The following is a 22261-nucleotide window of genomic DNA, read 5'->3' on the forward strand; positions in this document are numbered from 1 at the left end:
TAGACCTTATCCCGTCTCTGCAACATACTGAACCACTTAAATCGACAATTGGTTGACGAGGTCAATCAATTGCATATCAATCGTGTGCTTGTTATTATCGAGCGCCTCATCGATATCGAGATCCATCATCTGGTTGTTGCGGATTCCGACAACGCGGCCCGCTTTTCCTTCAAGCAAGATCTCTACAGCGTATGCACCCATACGACTTGCAAGGACACGGTCCGCAGCAGTCGGGGAACCACCACGTTGAATGTGACCGAGAATCGTAACACGTGTTTCTGAGTTCGTCTTCTCAGCAATCAATTTGCCGATTTCTTCCGCACTTCCCGCACCTTCAGCAACGATAACAATCGAGTGCTTCTTACCGCGTGCAATCCCGTGATTGATTCGTTCCACGATGGCATTCAAATCTTCTGGACGTTCTGGGACGAGAATCGACTCCGCACCGCCAGCAAGACCAGAATAAAGCGCGATATCACCGGCGTCGCGACCCATCACTTCAATTACATACGTACGTTCATGTGATGAAGCCGTGTCACGAATTTTATCAATCGCGTCAAGCGCTGTGTTGAGCGCTGTGTCAAAACCGATTGTCGCATCCGTTCCTGGGATATCGTTATCGATTGTACCTGGAAGCCCGATTGTCGGGAATCCGAGTTCAGTCAATTTTTGAGCTCCGCGATAAGAGCCATCTCCACCGATGACGACGAGGGCATCGATATTGAATTTCTTCAACTGTTCTACTGCTTTTGCGCGACCTTCTTCTGTTCTGAATTCAGGGCAACGCGCAGAACGAAGGAACGTACCTCCACGTTGAATGATATCGCCGACTGATCCGAGATTTAATTCGACTAAATCGCCTTCGATTAATCCTTGGTAGCCGTTATACACGCCGTACACTTCAAGACCTTCGAAAATCGCTTTTCGGGTCACGGCACGGACAGCAGCGTTCATTCCAGGAGCGTCTCCTCCGCTTGTTAATACCGCAATACGTTTTAAATTCACGTCACTCACCTCTTATGTGTTTTAACGAAATCTGAAAATAAAATACCATGTCTGACCTTTGTTTTACAACACAAGTATGTGAAAAAAATGCATAGGGTATCTCACAAAGCAGTCACTTGATGAATGAATGAAGCTTTATTCAAAGCCATTGTTACCGTTTTCACTCATTAATTGTGCCAATTTGATGATATTTGTTCGCACGTCCTTGAATCAGCTCGGGAGTTGCTTTCGCGAGCAACTCATTCATGTGCTGTAATAAGACAGGTTTCAAGAGTGACGACTGTAGTGACACATCAACGTGTGCCCCCCCATACACTTCTCCGACCACTTCATCTACAATCCCTAGATTGTATAAATCTTGTGCTGTAATCTTCATCGTTTCTGCCGCACGTTCCGCTTGTTTCGCGTCTTTCCACAACAGTGCCGCTGCACCTTCTGGCGAGATCACCGAATACGTACTGTTCTCAAGCATCAATAGACGGTCACACACACCAATTCCAAGCGCACCGCCTGAACCACCTTCCCCAATGACAACGGAGACGATTGGTACTTTCAACGTCGCCATCTCAAATAAGTTGCGAGCGATCGCTTCACTTTGCCCTCGTTCTTCAGCAGCTTTCCCAGGATAAGCTCCTTTCGTGTCAATGAACGTCAAAATAGGACGGTTGAATTTTTCGGCTTGTTTCATGAAACGCAGCGCTTTTCGGTAACCCTCTGGATGGGGCATCCCAAAGTTTCGTTTCATATTTTCTTTCGTGTTCCGACCGCGTTGATGACCAATGATCGTTACCGGAACACCTTCAAACGTCGCAAGTCCAGAGACGATTGCCGCATCATCATATCCATGTCGGTCTCCATGGAGTTCCATAAAGTCCGGGAATAAATGATGGATGTAATCGAGTGTTGTCGGACGTTTTGGGTTTCGCGCTAATTGCACGCGGTCCCACGGTTTCATATTCCCATAAATATCTTTTTCTAATCGGTCGAGCTTTAACTCGAGATGACGGATTTCACGTGATAAATCGATGCCTTTGGTTTCAGCTGTCTCCCGCAATTTATTCAACTGCTCGGTCACTTCTTTGATTGGGTCAAACATGACGAACACCCCCATCGTGTAATCCAATCATCTTCTTCAAAAACGAACGCATCTGCTCTCGATGAATGACAGCGTCTAGTTGTCCAGACTCGAGTAAAAACTCGGCCGTCTGAAAGTTCTCCGGCAGTTTTTCACGAATCGTCTGTTCGATGATCCGGCGTCCGGCAAAACCAATCAGTGCTCCAGGTTCCGCAACATTTAAGTCACCTAACATCGCAAAGCTCGCTGACACCCCACCTGTCGTCGGGTGTGTCAGATATGCAATATACAAAAGTCCTGCCTCGTCATGCTCTTTCAATGCGATTGACGTATTCGCCATTTGCATCAAGCTGACCATTCCTTCTTGCATTCGCGCTCCGCCTGAAGCAGTGAATAACACGACTGGAAGTTCGAGCGATGTGGCGGTACGAACGGCTGACGCAATCGCTTCTCCAACGTATGCACCCATCGATCCCATACGGAATCTCGAGTCCATCACACACACGACGAGTGGGAGTCCATCGATCGTCGCTTTTCCGCAAACGACGGCTTCTTCAATCCCTGTGCGTTCTCGATCTTTTGTCAGCTTCTCCTCATAGTCAGGGAAGTTGAGTGGGTTCGATTTGACAGATGGTCCTTCAAAGCGTTCAAACGATCCCTCATCGACTAGCATATCAATCCGTTCCTGTGCCTGGAGCGGGAAATGGTAGCCGCAATCACACACTTTATGATTTTCGTTAAGCTGTTTTGTATAATGCATATATTTACAAGATGGGCATTTCGTCATCAAACCCTGTGGTGCGTCAATTTTTGGTTCTCGTTGACGCAATGGCATATATCGTTTCGGTTTCTTGAAAAAAGCAGTCATCGCTTCCCCCTCGTTCATTCCGGCATCCCCATTCCACGCCACGTCTCGATTAACAACTTTCGTTCCTCGAGCGTGTATAAATCCCCAACGTCTAATCCGTCAAAAAATCGATTGACTTCGTTCCAAATTCGAATGAACAACTCATTCTCCAACTGAAAGATGAGTTGCTGACGAAACAGGCGATCGTCAGCAATCACTCTCTCTAAATCAGTAAGTCGTTCACTCGTCGGTTTCACTTCTGTGAACGCCATGCGCTCCAATAGTCGGAGCATCTCAACGATATCGGTCGCTTTCGTCTGTTTGGTCACGATGAATTCCGATAAGATTTCAATATACTGGTGTCTGTCTTGTTCACATAAGAACGTCCCACCTCCACGCCTTGTCTCCACAATGCCTAAAAAGCTGAGTGCTCGTAACGCTTCGCGAACTGAGGCACGGCTGATCGACAGTGTCTCGGCAAGTTCTCGTTCGGACGGTAGCCGATCTCCTGGAACTAATGACGATTGGACGATTAATTTTCGTATTTTAGAAATATTCTCGTGAAATGTGGATGCGTGTTTTTCATGCATCTGACCGTTCAACTCCCTTTTTTGAATCACGTAACATATATAAGTGGTCAGACCAATTAGTGCGATTATATCACTTTTTAGGACTTGGTACTAGTTTCTGGACCAACCATTTTTGTATCGATACGCTTCAAGACAACATTTTCTTCCCCGAACCGCCTCTTTGCCTCTGCTATATATTCCTCGTTAGAATTGATGGAAAAAGCCGAAGCCAGTTGCTTTACTTCTCGCGTATCCGTAAATTGGCAGATGACCGGAACATCGCCTAGTGAACGCTGAATCCAGTCTTCTAGTTCTGAGAATCGGTCAACGGTGAGCCGAACGAATAACGCATGTCCATGTAATGGGCGAACTCGCTCGACAATCAATTGTTTACGTCCATCACGTTCGTTCGTGTGCACTTCAAGTAGTAATATATTTCCGATATAGAGCGATCGACCAAACTGAGCGAACGTTCGTGGGAAAACGACAACTTCTTCCTGAGACATCCCATCGTCCACCATCATGACACCCATCCGTTCTTGTTTTTTCGTCATAAATGTACGTACGTCATCTACATATACGACTAAATAACCATTCGATGCGTTCATGATCTCTTCAATCGTCGAGAGTTTAACGCCGACGTTTGGAATCGAGGTTAGTGGAGAATGCACGACCCACGTCCCGAGCGCCTCCCTTTCTTCTTCAGACCAATTCGGTTCGTTCACTTTCTTTTGTTTGAGTCCGAGTGAAGATAATTCATCCGGCAAAAAGTGTGTACCTGCTTCTTCTCGCAAACGCTCCACTGCTTCAAAGGCACTCGTTCGATTTCCATGGTACATTCTGTCAAGGGCACCTGCCCCGAGCAAACGACGCAATTTGAGCTGGTCTTTCTGTCTCCAATCCATCATTTCTTGAAGCGTTCTGACATCTTTCACTTGTCCGTTCAACTCAATCAGTCGCTCGACCTCACGTTTGGTCAGACCTTGAATCGCTTTTAATCCAAGACGGACACCTGGCCCTTCAAGCGTCGCGTCAGCATGACCATGTAAGACGTCTGGTGGATACACTGGGATCTGTTCTTTTCTAAGCAATTTGACAAGTTCACTCGTTTTTTCCGATGTCACGACATGGAAGACACGAGGATAATGAGCCTTTACATAAGCCAATCGATAGCTGATCATACTGTAGGCGACCGCATGAGAACGGTTAAATCCGTATCCTGCGAACTTTTCAATCCACGAAAAGATTTGCGTCAGAACATCTTTGTCTCCTGCTTTTGCCTGATTTAAAAATCGTTCCCGCTCCCGCTCAATCATACCGACCTCTTTTTTAGCGATGGCACGTCTGACTAAATCCGCTTCCGCGTAGGAGTACCCCCCTAATTTACGAAGCAGTTTCATCACTTGCTCCTGATAGACGAGTACTCCGTATGTCGGTTTCATAATCTCCTCTACGTCTGGATGGACAGGTTGATAAGGCATCCCATGTTTTCGTTTCGCATACGTTTCGATGAACTGCATCGGCCCCGGCCGATAGAGGGACATTGTGACAACGATATCCTCAAATTCAGTTGGCTTCACTTGCCGAAGTGCTTGCTTCATCCCTGTCGATTCAAATTGGAAGATGCCATCCGTTTCCCCTCTAGCAAGCAGGCGATATGTTTTTGCATCGTTCAATGGGATTGTTTTTAAGGAGAATAAGGCATCATTCTCACGAATCAACTCTTCCATTTGTCGTAAACGCGTCAAATTACGTAATCCGAGCAAATCAATTTTCAAGAGCCCGATTTTTTCCAAATCCTTCATATTATATTGGGTCACACGTTCATCTAGTTCAGGCTGGAGCGGGGTCACTTCTTCAATCGGTTGACGACTGAGGACGATTCCGGCTGCGTGAACGGAAGATTGACGTGGTAATCCTTCTAACTGTTTCGCAATCCGCAACAGTTGTTGACGCTTTTGGCTACCTGCGAACCATTTCATCTGTTTCGAGTTCGACATCAACTCGTCTAGTCCACCCGTCTTCACTTGTTTACTCGCCGCCTGACCTTCCTCGAGCGTCATGCCGAGCGCTCTCGCAACGTCACGAATTGCCGCCTTCGCCCCAAATGTGGCAAGCGTTCCGATTTGAGCCGCATGATCTTGACCATATTTCGACAGTACATAAGAGACCACTTCTTCTCGACGCTCGTCCTCAAAGTCGAGGTCGATGTCCGGCATCGACACCCGTTCCGGATTTAAAAATCGTTCAAAGAGTAAACCATATCGAACCGGGTCGATTTCTGTAATGTGCAGGGCAAAACTGACGAGAGAACCGGCAGCAGACCCCCGACCTGGACCGACTTCAATCCCTGACTCTCGGGCAAATCGGATGATGTCCTCAACAATCAAGAAGTAAGAAGAAAATCCGGTCTTTGCAATCACTTCTAGTTCGAACTTCGCTCGTTCAATATAAGGTTCCTTTAAAAGCTCCAACGCCTTTAATCGTTCAGCGACAAGACGTTTTAACGTTTGATCTGCATCCGGTATCTCCGGGATGGCTACTTCCGCGGTTGGAAGCTGTTCGAGCTGAATGCTTTTCTCGAATCGATCCAATTGTGCTAACTCTTCCATCGTGAACCAGTCATTCATCTCACTTGGCAATCGAACGTGTAGTCCTTTTTGTCTCACATCTTCATTCGACAACACTTCTCCCTCACGGATGGCAGAGATCGCCCGGAAACCTTCCACGTCTTCCGGTTTCATATATCTCGTTTCAGGGGCCGGAATCAACTGAACCGCTAACTCTTCACGCATGAGGCGAAGTTGTTTCAATACTTGCACTTGTTCTGTCGTTTGAGGTGCAGGGAGTCCAAGCCACAGCTTCTCTTCATCCACGAACGACAAGAGTTGATGATAAAGGCGACGTCGGTGAACCGGGTCGCTCGCTTTCCAATTTTCAGGCAGAACAATAAGCGGCATCGATGTTCGACCATCAATCCCTCCCGCTTGGATGAATCGATATTGTTCCTGAATCTCGGCTTTATTCGAAGCGTAGACAAGAACCGATATGTCTAATCCATCTAAGCGAAGGACCGTCCTCAATCCGATGAGTGGTTTCACCTCATATCGCTTGCATAAAGATAGAAATGTCGGGACACCATAAAAGGCATCATCTGCGATTGCGACGGCGCGACTTCCCCGTTCAGTCATCTGCATGACATATTGTTCTAATCGAAGCGTACTTTGTAGTAAGCTATAAGCAGTTCTAACATTTAGATGAATCATCGATGTCCTCCTCTCTATTTAAACGAATTGTCAAACTCAATTCATCCCTTCTCTGATACAATAATTATAGACAATATTCATGATAAAAGGGGGTAAAAGCGTATGATTATCAATCGGGGACAAATCGCACGTGATAAGTTAGAAAAATTACAGAACGGTCAGACCGTATTTGCGGACAGTCCAGAAATCATTGAGCGGCTTCGAAAATACATCACCGAGTATCAACTCGATGTCGTCGAGGATGTGACGGAGCGTGGCACTTGGTTCATCCCACAAGAAGATGGAGACAAATAAAGAGAGCTGACCTCGGTCAGCTCTCTTTATTTTCTTCAAACGTGAATCCCTTCGCCACTTCATTCAATGCCGAAATGACGTCATCCATCTCATCCCAAGTGTCGATCGTGGCACCCGCCGCCATCGGATGACCGCCCCCACGATATCGTTTGGCAACTTCATTGATGACCGGACCTTTCGACCGAATCCGGACACGAATCTCCTCTTTGTTTTCCACGAACATGACCCAACATTTCAAGCCTTCTAAACCGGAAAAACTATTGACGAGTTGGGACGCCGCTTCCGGAGAGGCATGGAACGTACGAAGTACATCTTTGTCAATCTTCACATATCCGACCCCTTCATCCGTCACGTTGACATGTTGAAGCACGTATCCTTGAAGTTGCAGGGTCGCCAAATTCGTTTTATACATATGTCGATAGAGTTTATTCGTATCGATGTCTTTCGCAATTAAAGTTGAGGCGATTTCAAACGTCCGTGCCGTGGCGTTTCGGAATTGGAATCGCCCTGTATCGCCTACGATGCCTGCATAGAGCAAGAATGCCGCTTCTTGGTCGATTGGATATCCCCAACGGTCCGCGAGTTCCGCAATCATCTCAGACGTCGAGCTGACCGTCGTGTCTACAATCTGGGTCATCGCATACGGGTCTTCATCAGGGTGATGATCGATTTTGATGATTGTCTTTCCTTTCAACGCGAATGGTCCATCGATTCGTTCATGATTGGCTGTGTCGAGAATCAACACGAGAGCATCCCGGTACATCTCTTCCTCAACGTGTTCCATCTTGCCCAAAAACTCGAGGTCGGGTACCATGCCACCGACCACATAAATTTGTTTATCTGGATGGACCGATTTCAAAATATGTTGTAACCCTAATTGACTCCCTAGTGCATCAGGGTCTGGTCGGACGTGGCGATGAATGAAAATGGTGCTTGCCGCTTCGATTTCCGATTTGATTGTTTCTGCTTCCTGCCATTGCGTCATGATGATTCCTCACTTTCCTCCACACTCTTATGGTATGATGATAACAGATTACGAGATAGAAAGGGGTTCCTTCACTTGCAACTTGTCATGATTGGACTCATTTTGTTCGCGCTCGGAGCTTACTTAGTCTTCAAGCGCCGTGCCTTTTTGACAAAGACACCGAACCGAAAAGCCTTGTTCAATACTCAGGCCTTGATTTGGTTAAGTTTATTCCTCGCACTATTCGCCGCAAACCAAATGGTCGGTGGCTTCGGACTCAATTCGACTGTCGGTTGGATTGTCAGTATCGTCATGCTCATTGTCGGTCTTGGTAACGCGATTGTCGGATTCATCCGTTATCGGAAGATCTATCCACTCGCCGCAGAAGAACCGACGAATACGCCATCATGAACAAGAGCACCTGCTACTCGATGTAGCAGGTGCTCTTTTCTTTACCGATCGATAAGTTGTGCCGTGACGAGCGCTTTGGCAACAAGTTGAGTCCCTTGCGTCATTTCCACATCCACTTTCCCGAACTTCCGTCCGAGATCGAAGACGTTGGCCGACACCCGGATCTGACTTTCAATTTGAATTGGTTTCATGAAATAGACCGTGATGTTCTCAACCACCAAATCCCCTTTTTTCATGTGGCGCAGACTACGCGTCGCCCCTTCAACCAATAAGGTCGTCAGCACGCCAGATGAGGCAGTCCCCATATGACTCGTCATCTGAGGTGCGACTTCGACCGTGAAGGCCGTCCCGTTCGATGTAGGATCTTCTTTCAATTGGTTCGTGATCATATTATCAAACGTTTCACCGACTTGCGGTTGACGATTTGCAAGTTGAAGTGCCTTCAGCACGTCTTGACGGCTAATGATTCCGAGCAATCGTCCATAGTTGTCGACGACAGGAAGCATTTCAATCCCTTCCCATACCATCTGATGGGCCGCATTGGTTACGCTCGTTTGGACGCCTACTGTAATCGGACTTTTCGTCATGACCTTTTCGATATCATGGTCATGAGGTTTGTCGATGACGTCCTTCGCTGTAATCACACCGACCACCTTCATCTGTTCATCGATGACGGGATAACGGTTATGTTTCGTTCGCTCGTTCAATTCGTGCCAACGTTTCACCGTGTCATCGGACTTCAGGTAGAATGTGTCGTGAAGCGGAATGACGATATCTGAGACGAGTAAAATTTCTTTTTTGATCAATCGGTCATAAATTGCGCGGTTAATCATTGTCGCAACGGTAAAACTGTCATAAGATGTGGAAATGACTGGCATATCATATTTGTCCGCCATTCGTTTCACTTCATCCGTCGTATCAAATCCCCCTGTGATCAAGACGGCCCCACCTGATTGCAGGACAAGTTCATGCGCTTTCTCACGGTTCCCGATAATGACGAGCGAGTCGACATCGATATACCGCATCATCGCTTCAAGCTTCATGGCACCGATTACAAATTTTGATAACGTCTTGTGTAAGCCGTTCCGACCGCCCAATACTTGTCCATCGACGATATTGACGACTTCAGCGAATGTGAGTTTTTCAATATTTTCTTTATGTTTTCGTTTAATCCGGATCGTCCCCACTCGTTCAATGGTGGACACGAAACCGAGGTTCTCAGCTTCCTTGATGGCTCGGTAGGCCGTACCTTCTGAAACCGCTAACTCTTTAGCGATTTGACGGACCGAAATTTTTGACCCAACATCGAGTGACTCGATATGTGCTATGATCTGTTCATGTTTTGTGGTCATACTCGGAGTCCCTTCTCTCAATACATTTTCTACTCATTCCAGTATACTGTATCAGTCAAAGTTGTTCAAACTGTACCAATCAAATTGCAACATTTCCTTTCTGTTTTCGAAACCGCTATAATAGACACGTAGTCAACGTAAGAGGTAGAAGGGAAGGGATTCATTTTGAATCAACGTACCAATCAAATTGCACAATCTTTAGCGACAAAAGGATTAGATGCGGCGTTCATCACATCGAAGGCATCCGTGTTTTACTTTTCGGGAGTCTATGCGGAAGCTCACGAGCGTCTCATTGCCATCTTGGTCCTCAAAAACGGTACAACCGCCATCATTTGTCCGGCTCTCGAAAAAGGGATTGTCGAAGCTAGTGAATGGTCAGGTGAGATCGTGACGTACATGGACCATGAAAACCCATGGGACAGAATCGTCAAACTGTTCCTCGATAACCAAATCGTTCCTGAACGAATCGGAATCGAAGGTGAGCATTTAACCTTTAATCGTGTTGAGCAACTTCGCGCCGGTTTTGCAGGTCTTTCGATTATCGACTTGACCGACGAACTCCAAACGTTACGCATGATCAAGTCACCGGATGAAGTCCGTGTGATGAAACGTGCCGCTGAACTGGCTGATATGGCAATTGAAGCCGGAATCCGTTCACTCCGCGAAGGTGTGACCGAGCTTGAGGTCATCGCCGATATCGAATACGCTATGAAGCAACAAGGCGTACGTGAGATGTCATTTGATACACTCGTCTTGTTCGGAGAAAATAGCGCCGACCCTCACGGTGTACCAGGTAACAATCGCTTGAAAAAAGGAGACTTCGCCTTATTCGACCTCGGTGTCGTCTGGCAAGGATATTGTTCAGATATCACACGTACAGTCGTCTTTGGTGAAGCAAGTAAGAAACAACGCGAACTTTATGAAACGGTTCTACAAGCTGAAGAAGCAGCAATCGAGATGGCAAACGTCGGAACAACACTCGGTGCCATCGACATCGCGGCACGCCAAGTTATCACCTCTGCCGGATACGGTGAATACTTCACTCACCGTATCGGTCATGGAATTGGCATCGAAGTACACGAACATCCATCGATGGCAGCAAACAACGACATGACTGCTCAAGTCGGTATGACGTTCACAGTCGAACCGGGTATCTATTTACCAGGTGTCGGTGGTGTTCGGATTGAAGACGATCTCGTCATGACAGAAAGTGGTCCTATCACGTTGACGAGTTATCCAAAAACGCTTCAAGAGATTGAATGACAAAAAGTGCGATCCGTTCAAGGATCGCACTTTTTACATAACTTAATAGAATAATCGCATCATGACTTCTCGTTGAGGTACCTCACAGCGTTCCATCTTCTCCAAAAAGGCACGCTTGTCGTACGGTACCGCCTGAAGTTCAAGATCAAGTCCCGTTTCTCCCTCTGACAATATGGCAAAGCGAGCAAGATCATCTTTCGCCACCCCGAGTGCACCCGGATTGACGTAACATTTGCTGTCATCTTCAAACAAATGAACAGGATGGTGATGTCCAAATAAGACGATATCTCCTGCGTATTCACCGTACAGACGTTGCATATTTTCCAGTGTCGGTTCAAGGATTTCATGAAACGGTTCTTCGATAATTGTCGCTTCCCGCTTTTCTTTTGGGATGTGATAATGAATGCCGAACACCGTTTCGCCAGCCATCCCGTAAGACATCGTTCGAGGAAGAGAGTCAAGGACATCCGCATATTTAGTTTCCAAATGTCGTGCGACCCACTCATGGTGAAGACGTGTATGGGCATAACTTTCCGGATGCCCCTGCCCAGCCAATAGCGAGAGGACCGCTTCATCATGATTTCCAGAAATCATGTACGCTCCTCGATCGAGTAACCGCTCCATGACCGCATTCGAGTCCGGTCCCATCGCAATCATGTCACCGAGTGACCAGATGACGTCGACCCGTTCCCTATCCATAACTTGAAGAACGGCTTGTAACGCTTCGAGATTCCCGTGAACGTCTGTGATTACTCCAATCTTCATCGCTTCCCCCTCACTTCCGATACTGATGGACGACGTTGACCCCACCCGTCACATCAATGACGGCTCCCGTGATCATATCCGAATCTTCTTGTAATAAGAAAGAAATTAAACGCGCAATATCTTCTCCGGTACCGTGTCGACCAACCGGAGTCCCTTCATCCACTTCTGCTTCTTTAATTCGCATCTCTTTTTGAGATCCGACGATATTTCCCGGGTTGACCATGTTCACCGTAATTCCGAACGGTGCCTCTTCTAATGCGACCGATTTCGTCAAACTGACGAGTCCTGTCTTTGCAGCGGCAAATGCAGAACGATGAATCCAGCCAGGTGCCGTCCCACTTTCCGGAAAACCGTATGAGATGATGCGTCCGAAGCGATTCGATCGCATCGAAGGAATCACACGACGCATCAGCCAAAACGAGGCGGATAGATTGCCGATCAATACTTCGTCCCATTCTTCATCCGACAATTCGACGAGCGGTTTTCTTTCGAAAATGTATGGTCCCGCGTTTAAAATCAAGGCACTCGGTTCACCAAATCGCTCGACTGCCTCTTCATAAGCCGAGAGCAGTTGATTACGGTCGGTCAACCCCGCCTCAATCATATGTATTCGTTCATGTTCCCAATCAATGGGGTTACGCTGCAGGATGCTGACGTGCCAACCCTCGTGCAAAAGCCGTTCTGTCACGACACGACCGATCCCTTTTGCCCCAGATGTAATCATCACATGTTTCATCGCCCTACCTCCTTCGCTTTATTTTACCTGTTCTTTCACATGAATTCCAAACTTGGACATGTCGTGAACAAAGTCATGAAAAAATTCACTCCTTTTCATGGCGAAACAGCGTGAAAACTGAAAGAAGTGGTATACTATATATGTAAGCCGAACGTATATTTCGAGCGAAAGGTTGGGATTTACATGGCAATTGTATACAAACACATTTTATCTGCCGTTGATGGATCGAAAGAGGCAGAACGTGCATTTGAAACAGCGATCGATGTCGCGATTCGTAACGAAGGAAAATTGTACGTTGGTCATGTGATTGATACGCGTACGTTTGCGACTGTTGAAGCTTATGACCGAACAATCACCGAACGCGCTGAGACATATGCGAAAGAATTACTTGAAGACTATGTGAAGCGCGCGAAAGAGCGTGGCGTAAAAGAAGTTGAGACCGTAATTGAATACGGTTCTCCTAAAGTGACAATCGCGAAAAAGATTGCGCCTAACCATGATATTGATCTTATTATTTGTGGCGCGACTGGTCTTAACGCCGTCGAACGTTTCTTTATCGGAAGTGTATCTGAAAGTATCGTCCGATATGCAAAATGCGACGTTCTCATTGTCCGCCAATAATCATTCATGCACAAAAAAGGGTCTTGCCGATGCAAGACCCTTTTACTATTGATCACAACACTTTGACCGTGACCGTTTTGCGACCGAATTGAATCGCCGCACTATGTGAATACATTAAGATATCGATTTTGTTTCCTTTAATCGCCCCACCCGTATCGGCCGCTGTATACGTGCCGAGTAACTTACTCCCCACGTAAACTTGAACTTTTGTTCCGAGCGGGATGACGCGTGGGTCAACCGCGATGACGTTGCGTTTTTGAGTACGAACGTTCCATCCGAGTGCCGTTTTTCCAGAACAACCTTTGCAATACGGTGTATAAGCAGATGCTTTCATCGTATATGTTTTCACGCTTGCTGGTTTGATTGGTTTAGGCGCACTCACTGAACGTAAGTTCTTTGTAGGAACCCATCCAGCTTTCCCTTTATAGTTCACACGAATCCAAGCGCCTCGAGAACCCGTCCGTTGAAGACGATCACTCGCTGTCATCTTTCCAATCACTCGTGCATTTGATTTCCCTTCAGCATAAATCATCTTCGAACCCGACTTTGTCGCAACATATACTTTCTTAGTTGCTGCCTCTACTTGTGAAGATGGTAAAGAAAATGCAAATACGGCGATTGCGAGAAGTAAGAGCGTCATGATTTTTTTCAACATACGTTTTTCGTCCTCTCTTCGTCAATTTGTTTATCCTTTGAGATCGACCCATATGTAACAGGTGATTCATAGCTTTTCGATGAATATTTCGTCCAGATAACTATATGCTGAAATATCCGTCAGTGCCGTTACACTTCCTGTTCATTTGAGTGACACAAACATTACAAATTGATGTCAAAACGGACGGTTTATCACACGATAAGAGTGATTTGAAACGAAGTAGAGATATTTATATGAATTTACATCCAATAAATGGTTTATTCATGACGCAAGTATTACAAAACGATGTAAATAAGGCGCCTAATATTACAACAGAGAAAACCATTGTCCTATTTGAATGATCCTGGATTAGGTAAAAAGACTCAGAAAAACCCCACGTCACACAATGTAACGTGGGGTTTGTTTCAACTTATGCGTGTGCTTCGACAAGGTTTGCGATGCGAACCGTGTCACGAGCGATGACCAATTCTTCGTTTGTTGGGATGATGATGACCTTAACCGGTGAATGCGGGTAGTTGATGAACAACTCTTTGCCGCGAGCTCCGTTGTTAAGGGATGGATCCCAGTAGACGCCCATGAATTCGAGACCACGAAGGATACGTTCACGGATGACGTCTGAGTTCTCACCGACACCTGCTGTGAAGATGATGGCGTCGACACCATTCATTTCAGCCGCATATTGACCGATGTAACCGTGAATACGGTTTGAGAAGATTTTCAACGAGACTTCTGCACGGTGGTTACCTTCTGCAGCCGCTTGCTCGATGTCACGCAAGTCACTTGAGATACCAGAGAGACCGTATACGCCAGACTCTTTGTTCATGACGTTCAATACGTCTTCAGCAGATTTTCCTGTTTTTTGCATCAAGAACGGAATGAGGGCCGGGTCCAATGAACCTGAACGTGTTCCCATCGTGATTCCTTCAAGAGGTGTGAAGCCCATCGTTGTATCGATTGAACGTCCACCTGCAACTGCCGCGATTGACGCACCGCTACCGAGGTGACAAGAAATCAAACGTAAGTCTTCAAGCGGACGACCAAGAAGTTCTGCCGCACGCTGTGTGACATACTTGTGGCTCGTTCCGTGGAAACCATACTTACGTACGCCATGTTCCGTATAGTATTCATAAGGAAGACTGTACAAGAAGTTCTCTTCAGGCATTGATTGATGGAACGCTGTATCGAATACCGCTACTTGTGGGACATTCGGCAAAATGGCCTGGAATGCACGAATACCTGTCAAGTTTGGTGGGATATGAAGGGGTCCGAGCTCTGTGAACGACTCGATGTTCTTCATGACTTCGTCGTCGATGACGACCGAATCCGCATACAACTCTTTCCCGTGTAACACACGGTGACCTACGCCAGAAATCTCATCGAACGATTGGATGATATCCAATTCGATCAATTTCTCCAACGTCAATTCAACCGCTTCTTTGTGCGTGTGAAGTGGTGTAACCACGTTGAACTTCTGTCCTTCACCGTACTTAATTGTAAAAATCGCATCTTCTTTCCCTACACGCTCTACAAGTCCGACTGCGAGCAACTCTTCCGTTGGCATCTCGAGTAACTGGAACTTGAGCGATGAACTACCAGCATTGACTGCCATAATTTTCGTCATGTCATACACCTCTTACCTTTCGTTTTAAACGCATATCTTTATCTGTTCAATTTAAAACTGATAACTGTATCATAATGAAGATACTTGATTTTGCATACCTTTTTCAAGTATTTTGTCCATTATTTTTGAGTTGTTTTGAACCAATCGTCAATCTGTTTCACCACATTGGCAACTGCTCTGACATCAGTGAATGACGGAAGTTCCACGAATAGAGCTTGTTTCGGACGTGTGACGCCTTCGCCTACTTTTTGGAGGAGCAATAAGCTTTTCGCATAACGTTCGTCCTTGAACATCGTCGTCGGAAGCTGAATGACCCCTTTGACGACGGCCTCGCGGTCCATCCATTGTTTTAATTTCCCTTCATCATCCTGTTCAAACAAATTGTTCGGAATGACGAATAGTCCGTGCCCACCCGGTTTTGTATGTCGGATTGCCTGTTCCATCATTAGGAAATGTGAATAGGAATGGCCTTCCTCTCGCTTCATGTCATACTCGGCTGCGACATCATCGTTCGGATAGTATCCGACTGGTAAATCAGCTACGGATAAATCACTCGGCTCGACAAATAAAGGAGCTAGGGCGTCTTGATGGAAATAAGAAACCGGCTCTTTTAATAAGTTACTGATTGAATAAGATAGGCGAAGTAATAACTCATCCACTTCGACCGCCTGAGCTGTCGCTTCTTTCAACTGAGAGAGGATTGCGTGTGACAAGGTACCCGTCCCACTTCCAAGGTCAAGCACTGTCGCGCCATCTTTGAGCAGTTTCGTTGCCAAGTATCCCATGAATAAACTGACCGCATCCGGCGTCGGTTGATTGTTCGGTGGCAGTTGTGTCGTTTCTTCAAGTACGAGTAGACTGACCACTTTTCGGACATCATCCATTTTCTCGTTTTCGATGTCGACATGATCAAACACTTGAACGAGCGCTTCAATCGGTAATACATCTAAGTCTTTGACGAGTTTCTTCGCTTCTTGTTTCCAATCGCGATACAGTTGTTCAAAACGTTCCATTTCGTTCATCCTTTCCATACAAAACCGGCCCCCATAAGAGGACCGGTCGGTTCACGTTCTAGTGTAAGCTATTTTAATCAATTTCGCCAAACGAATCAATTCACTTGTTCGAACGCTTGAAGCGCCGCTTCGAAATCGACCTCATTTGTCATTTCATCCATGTACTCTACGTACTGTACGACTCCATTTGAATCTACGACAAACACCGAGCGCGCGAGAAGTCGCATTTCCTCAATTAATACACCGTATGCTTTCGCAAATGAGAGATCACGATGGTCAGAGAGTGTGACCACGTTGTCTAGACCCGAAGCTGAGCACCAACGACGTTGTGCGAATGGGAGGTCGTTCGATACGGTCAAGACTGTTCCACCAAGTGAAGAAGCCTTCTCATTGAATTCACGCGTTTGTGTATCACATACGCCTGTATCAATGGAAGGAATGACACTGATTAGTTTTTTCCCCGGATAACTCGCTAATGTCACTTCTTCTAGAGCCGTCGTCAAGACGCGGAAGTCAGGCGCTTGGTCTCCCACTTTCACCGGATTCCCTTGTAGTGTCACGTTGTTCCCTTTAAATGTTGGCATGAACTCATCCCCTTTATATTAGTTACCTGTTCATCATATCGATGAAATTGAGCCTTTGACAAACTTCCTGCTTTTGGCCCTGTTTCAGTTTTCCCTATATCGGTCAGGGGAAACACGTTATAATGTAGAAGACACCATTGACAAAGGGGATGACTCAGATGAGAAATAACGTCTATTTGTACCATCGTAACGTCAACGAATTCACTAAAGAAGTGAAGAAATTAAAAGAAATCGGGGAAAAACACGGGTTCAACATCGTCAATCAGCCGGAAGATGCGAACATCATCGCTGCGGTCGGTGGAGACGGGGCCTTCTTGCAGGCTGTTCGCTACACAGGTTTTCGTCAGGATGCGATTTATGTAGGATTTGGTCGTGGATTGAACGAGTTTTATTGTGATTTCGACATACATAAACTCGATGAAATTGATCGCCTCTTCTCAGACAACTCGATGCGAATCGAAGAAGGTCTTGAAGTTCGGAAGTATCCACTTCTCTCGGCATCGATTAACGAATCGACACCACTTCTTTGTTTAAATGAAGCTTCAATTAAATCGAGTATCATCAAATCACTCGCAATTGAGGTATACATCGACGATTTACATTTCGAGACATTCCGTGGGGACGGAATGGTCGTGTCGACACCGACTGGATCGACCGCCTACAACAAATCGCTCAGCGGAGCGGTCGTCGATCCGCTCATCCCATGTATGCAAGTGAGTGAAATCGCCTCGGTCAACAACAACCGTTACCGCACACTCGGTTCATCATTCATCGTACATGATTCGCGTAAGTTATCACTTCGTATTGTCGAGGACGGAAACGATTATCCGATTATCGGGATGGACAATGAAGCCCTCAGCTTGAAATATACGGACCGGATCGACATTGAACTCTCGGACAAAGTCATTAAGACTGTCAAACTTCGGAATAACTCGTTCTGGCATAAAGTGCAACGTTCATTCTTCTAAATATGAAAGAGGAGTCACGCATCCCGATTGGATGAATGGCTCCTCTCTTTCATTTTATGATGTGACCGCTTCTGACTCATAGACAGGCGTTCCTTCAACGACTGTCATGACGAGACGATTTTGCAAAATGTCTTCCCCTTTTAAGTCAAAGAAATCTTGGTCCCATACTGTAAAGTTCGCGTTGTAACTTTGAATCAATAGTCCGTTTCTTCCGTGTGTCCCCGTCGCCACGTGCGGTGAATACGTGAAGCTTCGGAGCGCCTCATACATCGAGAGGCGTTCGCTCGGATTTAATGTACTCGACCCGTTGAAGGACTGTCTTGTGACCGCTCCAAATAGCCCTTTCCGTACGTCGACTGATGAAATCGGGGCATCACTTCCCCCTAATACGAGCGCCCCGGTATTAAGGAGCGACTTGAAACGATATACGTCTTGTACCCGTTCGTTTCCTAACCGCTCAAACAACATGTCTAAATCGTCTGAGAGAAATACAGGTTGCGCATCAATCAATACGGGGAGCGATTTGATCCGTTTGATGAGTGAGTCATTTAACAAGGATGCGTGAATGATTCGATCACGCGTCCCTTTCTTAGCAGGATACTTCTCAAGTAAACTGACAAACTGTTCGACCGCGGCATCACCGATCACATGGGCAGCCACATTCATCCCGTAAGTACGTGCCTTTTTCACCAAGGCTTCAAGATGATCTGGTCGATGTACTTCAATCCCCCGTTGTCCTCGATCATCTGCGTACGGCGATGACAAGAGTGCGGTACGCCCCCCAAATGAACCATCGACAAACACTTTCATCGCCCCAAAATCAAAACGTTTCCGTTTTGTCATCGCATCTTGTTGGATGACGCGATCCACTACTTGTTCATGAACAAGTAGGTGTGCCTGGAATGGAATTTCGCTCAGTACATCTTCATACGCTTGAATCGTCTCGAGCGGATCTCCATGATAAAACAAGTCCTCCGTATGGGCGCCAACGATTCCATTTGCGAATAATGAATCGATTGCCCGACGAAGGGAAGCGGCATTTTTCTTACGGTTCCCACTCAATTCTTTATATAAGAGGTCTAACGCAGCATCATATAAAACACCGTTCAATTTTCCCTCTTCATCTCGACCAAGTTTCCCACCTTCGATTACCGTATGATGGATCAGTCCGAGTCGCTCGAGTCCTTTCGAGTTCACGACGGCCACATGACGACAAACACGTTTCAACACGACGGGACGGTCGCTAATCACTTCATCAATCATCTCTCGTGTCGGCATGTCACCGAGCAGACGATCGTCAAATCCTTCTGCCACAATCCAATCGTCGTCCGAACCCTGTTGTTTCATCGTCTCAAGCAACTCTCTGATGTTTGTCGCTTCACTCGCATCGACACGGTCGAGCGCCTCCCCGTAACCGACGAGATGGATATGTGAATCGGTGAAAGCAGGATATACACTCTTTCCTTCTAAATTCACAATCTTCTCGATACGACCGGCATATGTACGGCGAAGATGCCCCTCCTCTCCCATCTTCAAAACACGACCGTGTTCTACAAACATAGAGCGCATCATTTCACCCGGCTTATTCAATGTATAGATATTCCCATTAACCCATAATGTACCCATCTAACGATTCCTCCTCGATTGAAAAAAGATTGACGTCTACGTTTTTCCCGTTTCCGTCAATCTTCATGCGTTGTTTATTTTTTTAGCAACTCTTGTTGCTCCAATCCTTTGTCTACCCGTTGACGAATCTCATGTGCTCCATTTTCGTCAAAACGACCGAGCACACGCTCTCCGATTTCGACGGCAGTACCATATTCACCGTGCAGGAACTTATTTTCCGCAAGTGTCAAGGCGATATGAATCTCATTATCGCGGCGACGGAAGCGGTTTGCGTATTGCAATAACTGTTCCGCATACGTCACTTGACGGATCAGTGCATGGACACGGTCACGGAAGTTGTCCATCATCTCTTCGACGTCATGGCTCAGTCCGACGATATACGTCATATTGAATGGTGCCTTATCAAACTGTTCATCTAAGGATTGCACACCCTTTTGAAGCTGACGCAAATCATTGGATAAATCATTTGGGATGATCGGCATCGCACTCTTCGCTAACAAGCGACGATGTGCGGACAATTCTTTCTTCCACGTTTCTAATTTATGACGAACTTCAAGTTCTTCTTTCCGTAACGAATTCGTATCTTCAATGAATCGTTCATGCATGGCATTGAATTGGTCGAGCGACCGCTTCGCTTCCTGCACTTTGGATTTGATCATACTGTACGGTAACATTTGTGCAACCAGTGCCTGTTCGATATCGAGAACGTTTGCCGTAAGGGTTGTCCGTTCACGCTCTAATTGTTCGAACTCCTCACCGACACGGGCATTAATTTCATAATTACTGACGAGTTTGGACATTTCGGTTTGCAGGTTGTTCATGATTTCAGTGGACTGCAATTCACGCTCTTGAATCGTCGCAAATTCTTTTTTCACGTATTGGCGGGCATCGACCTCAGTACGGAACGCTTCGAACAATTGATCGATGTCGGAGCTCAATTGCTGCATGTCCTCTTCAAAATGATCGAATTCCAATCGTTCGATTCGAGTCATCAATTCTTCGCGACGGTCTTCTGCTTGATCAATTTCTTCCATCAATCCAAGCGGTTCAAGGGCATATCCGTCCATTTGCATTTCTTTATGTCCGGCCCGTAACTGTTGAAGTTGTTGTTTCAACTCGACTTGAACGGTACGTACGAATTGCGGAATGATTCGAATCAGTTCACGGATATGACCGACTTGGGCCGATAGAGATTGCCCCGTTTCAAATGCTTCGGAGACTTGACCGATTTGCTTTAAGTTGATCATCTCGCTACGTTTCGCCTCGGCGGCAGCAATTTCTTGTTCCACTAGTGCATAGGTCGGTCCGAACGCATGATTTTGTGAATTCAACGTTTTACGGAACTGATATAGTTCTTTTTCATCTTGCTTCACAATATCTAAGAGAGACGTGTGATGTGTCGTAAACTCATCCATCTCATCGAGCATGGCGTGTACCATCGTCTCGAGTTCTTCAATAAGTTGCTCAGTCGCATTCAGGTCTGCTTTCACTTTCATGAAACGGTATTTATCCAAGTCTTCTTCAGCCCGGTATAACGCTTCATCAATTTGACCCGCGTGCACGCTGACCAACTCATCCCAAGATTGATGCCATCGATCAAACTTCTCTTTCGTTTCCCCTTCCATCGGCCACTGTTTGAATTTCTGGAGCTCGACGGGGATACTTGCGCTAAGCACACTTTGTTTCCTCATGTCCAAGTCGTCTATTTTCTGGTAAAAATTCCTTCGGATGAGCATACTTCCCAACATCCCGCCTAATACGACGACGATGATTCCAATGATTAATCCATAAATTCCGTAATCCATCTTTGTCACAACCTCCAAGCCGCTTTCGTGGACTTATGTACCTTTATATAAAAAAAGAAGTATTTTATAAGAATAGATATACCTAATCATATTATAGAACCAACGATTTGCATAGGTTTTCCAATGGTTTCAGTGGAGATTGTTCATTTTTTCAGAACTTTCTTGCAAGACAAATCCGAATTTTGCGTGTACCATAATGCTAAATTCTAAAAACATGAAAGATGGAGGGAAATTCATATGTTCCAAACGACATCGTACTCAGGTGATTTGACTGCCGGTTACGAACTATTAAATAAGCAACTTGCCGCTTTACTAGAAGGCGAAACAAATACAGTGGCGAACCTTGCCAACGCCAGCGCATTACTCAACCAATTTTTAGACCGGATCAATTGGGTCGGATTCTACGTGTCTGATTCAGAAGACAGTTTGATTTTAGGACCATTCCAAGGACTACCGGCTTGTGTTCATATCTCATTTGGTAAAGGGGTATGTGGAACCGCTGCGGCTACACAAGAAACACAACTCGTTGCTGATGTACATCAATTCCCAGGACATATCGCTTGTGATGCCGCTTCAAATTCTGAAATCGTCATCCCTCTCGTGCGTGATGGGAAAACGATCGGTGTGCTCGATATCGACAGCCCTGAATTTGATCGATTCTCAGAAATCGACCGTCAAGGTCTTGAGCGTTTCTGCGAGACATTACTTCGCTATATTTGATTGACAAGCAATTCGATTCATCGTATACTCATCTTTGTGCATGAAATGACGATAGCAGTCATAGACAAACGTATCCACCTTTCGGGCCTCGACTTAGTCGG

General features: G+C 46.1%; 21 protein-coding genes. 6 read left to right on the plus strand and 15 right to left on the minus strand.

Going from position 1 to position 22261, the window contains the following annotated elements; all coding sequences use genetic code 11:
* Positions 1-36: 36 nt before the first annotated feature.
* The 5 genes from pfkA to dnaE form a co-directional block, all read right to left on the minus strand.
* Positions 37-1005 carry a 6-phosphofructokinase gene (gene pfkA, locus KNO90_RS02480; RefSeq protein ID WP_012726720.1) on the minus strand — a complete coding sequence of 323 codons (969 nt, stop codon included), beginning with the start codon at positions 1003-1005 and terminating at the stop codon, positions 37-39.
* A gap of 160 nt (positions 1006-1165) precedes the next feature.
* Complete coding sequence (locus tag KNO90_RS02485) at positions 1166-2101, minus strand: acetyl-CoA carboxylase carboxyl transferase subunit alpha (RefSeq protein ID WP_214741343.1); 936 nt, start codon at positions 2099-2101, stop codon at positions 1166-1168.
* Positions 2094-2948: an acetyl-CoA carboxylase, carboxyltransferase subunit beta gene (gene accD, locus KNO90_RS02490; RefSeq protein WP_214778308.1), complete on the minus strand. Its 855-nt coding sequence runs from the start codon at positions 2946-2948 to the stop codon at positions 2094-2096. The genes KNO90_RS02485 and accD overlap by 8 nt, the downstream gene beginning before the upstream one ends.
* A gap of 14 nt (positions 2949-2962) precedes the next feature.
* Entirely contained in the window at positions 2963-3517 is a 555-nt protein-coding gene (locus KNO90_RS02495; RefSeq protein WP_214778306.1) for a FadR/GntR family transcriptional regulator, read from the minus strand.
* Positions 3518-3594: 77 nt separating this feature from the next.
* A complete protein-coding gene (dnaE, locus tag KNO90_RS02500; RefSeq protein ID WP_215112942.1) occupies positions 3595-6762 on the minus strand; it encodes a DNA polymerase III subunit alpha in 3168 nt (1055 codons plus the stop codon).
* A gap of 102 nt (positions 6763-6864) precedes the next feature.
* On the opposite strand from dnaE, the gene KNO90_RS02505 reads away from it, so the two are divergent.
* Positions 6865-7056 carry a YtzJ family protein gene (locus KNO90_RS02505; protein WP_214741349.1) on the plus strand — a complete coding sequence of 64 codons (192 nt, stop codon included), beginning with the start codon at positions 6865-6867 and terminating at the stop codon, positions 7054-7056.
* Positions 7057-7072: 16 nt separating this feature from the next.
* Here KNO90_RS02505 and KNO90_RS02510 read toward each other — a convergent pair whose 3' ends face one another.
* Positions 7073-8041, minus strand: a complete 969-nt coding sequence (locus KNO90_RS02510; RefSeq protein ID WP_214741351.1) for a DHH family phosphoesterase — start codon at positions 8039-8041, stop codon at positions 7073-7075.
* Positions 8042-8116: 75 nt separating this feature from the next.
* Here KNO90_RS02510 and KNO90_RS02515 point away from each other — a divergent pair, with 75 nt between their 5' ends.
* Positions 8117-8431 (plus strand): YtpI family protein, encoded by a 315-nt coding sequence (locus KNO90_RS02515; protein WP_251125836.1) that lies wholly within the window; start codon positions 8117-8119, stop codon positions 8429-8431.
* Between the two features lie 41 nt (positions 8432-8472).
* On the opposite strand, the gene KNO90_RS02520 is transcribed toward KNO90_RS02515, so the two are convergent.
* Entirely contained in the window at positions 8473-9783 is a 1311-nt protein-coding gene (locus KNO90_RS02520; protein ID WP_214741360.1) for a DRTGG domain-containing protein, read from the minus strand.
* 165 nt (positions 9784-9948) lie between these two features.
* Here KNO90_RS02520 and KNO90_RS02525 point away from each other — a divergent pair, with 165 nt between their 5' ends.
* Positions 9949-11046 carry a M24 family metallopeptidase gene (locus KNO90_RS02525; RefSeq protein WP_214741362.1) on the plus strand — a complete coding sequence of 366 codons (1098 nt, stop codon included), beginning with the start codon at positions 9949-9951 and terminating at the stop codon, positions 11044-11046.
* A 42-nt stretch (positions 11047-11088) separates the two neighbouring features.
* Here the strand turns inward: KNO90_RS02525 and KNO90_RS02530 are convergent, their stop codons facing one another.
* Together KNO90_RS02530 and KNO90_RS02535 are read right to left on the minus strand one after the other, a co-directional pair.
* On the minus strand, positions 11089-11811 hold the full coding sequence (locus KNO90_RS02530; protein WP_215112943.1) for a metallophosphoesterase family protein: 723 nt from the start codon (positions 11809-11811) through the stop codon (positions 11089-11091).
* Between the two features lie 10 nt (positions 11812-11821).
* Positions 11822-12547: an SDR family oxidoreductase gene (locus KNO90_RS02535; RefSeq protein ID WP_215112944.1), complete on the minus strand. Its 726-nt coding sequence runs from the start codon at positions 12545-12547 to the stop codon at positions 11822-11824.
* 183 nt (positions 12548-12730) lie between these two features.
* On the opposite strand from KNO90_RS02535, the gene KNO90_RS02540 reads away from it, so the two are divergent.
* Positions 12731-13168 carry a universal stress protein gene (locus KNO90_RS02540; protein ID WP_214741368.1) on the plus strand — a complete coding sequence of 146 codons (438 nt, stop codon included), beginning with the start codon at positions 12731-12733 and terminating at the stop codon, positions 13166-13168.
* A 52-nt stretch (positions 13169-13220) separates the two neighbouring features.
* Here KNO90_RS02540 and KNO90_RS14760 read toward each other — a convergent pair whose 3' ends face one another.
* From KNO90_RS14760 to tpx, 4 genes are all read right to left on the minus strand, one after another.
* Positions 13221-13823 (minus strand): 3D domain-containing protein, encoded by a 603-nt coding sequence (locus KNO90_RS14760; protein WP_215112945.1) that lies wholly within the window; start codon positions 13821-13823, stop codon positions 13221-13223.
* 409 nt (positions 13824-14232) lie between these two features.
* Positions 14233-15444, minus strand: a complete 1212-nt coding sequence (locus tag KNO90_RS02550; RefSeq protein WP_012726734.1) for an acetate kinase — start codon at positions 15442-15444, stop codon at positions 14233-14235.
* A 119-nt stretch (positions 15445-15563) separates the two neighbouring features.
* Positions 15564-16457, minus strand: coding sequence for a class I SAM-dependent methyltransferase (locus KNO90_RS02555; protein WP_214741372.1), 894 nt, complete (start codon positions 16455-16457; stop codon positions 15564-15566).
* Positions 16458-16552: 95 nt separating this feature from the next.
* The gene (tpx, locus tag KNO90_RS02560; RefSeq protein WP_214741374.1) at positions 16553-17041 is read right to left on the minus strand and encodes a thiol peroxidase; all 489 of its coding nucleotides are present in this window, start codon (positions 17039-17041) and stop codon (positions 16553-16555) included.
* A gap of 149 nt (positions 17042-17190) precedes the next feature.
* Between tpx and KNO90_RS02565 the strand changes: the two genes are divergently transcribed.
* A complete protein-coding gene (locus KNO90_RS02565; protein WP_214741377.1) occupies positions 17191-18009 on the plus strand; it encodes an NAD kinase in 819 nt (272 codons plus the stop codon).
* A gap of 54 nt (positions 18010-18063) precedes the next feature.
* On the opposite strand, the gene KNO90_RS02570 is transcribed toward KNO90_RS02565, so the two are convergent.
* Positions 18064-19635 carry an amidohydrolase gene (locus tag KNO90_RS02570; RefSeq protein WP_214741379.1) on the minus strand — a complete coding sequence of 524 codons (1572 nt, stop codon included), beginning with the start codon at positions 19633-19635 and terminating at the stop codon, positions 18064-18066.
* 74 nt (positions 19636-19709) lie between these two features.
* A complete protein-coding gene (ezrA, locus tag KNO90_RS02575; RefSeq protein ID WP_215112946.1) occupies positions 19710-21440 on the minus strand; it encodes a septation ring formation regulator EzrA in 1731 nt (576 codons plus the stop codon).
* 237 nt (positions 21441-21677) lie between these two features.
* On the opposite strand from ezrA, the gene KNO90_RS02580 reads away from it, so the two are divergent.
* Entirely contained in the window at positions 21678-22160 is a 483-nt protein-coding gene (locus KNO90_RS02580; RefSeq protein ID WP_214741383.1) for a GAF domain-containing protein, read from the plus strand.
* Positions 22161-22261: the final 101 nt, after the last annotated feature.

The organism is Exiguobacterium sp. s63, assembly GCF_018617335.1.
Lineage (GTDB): Bacteria > Bacillota > Bacilli > Exiguobacteriales > Exiguobacteriaceae > Exiguobacterium.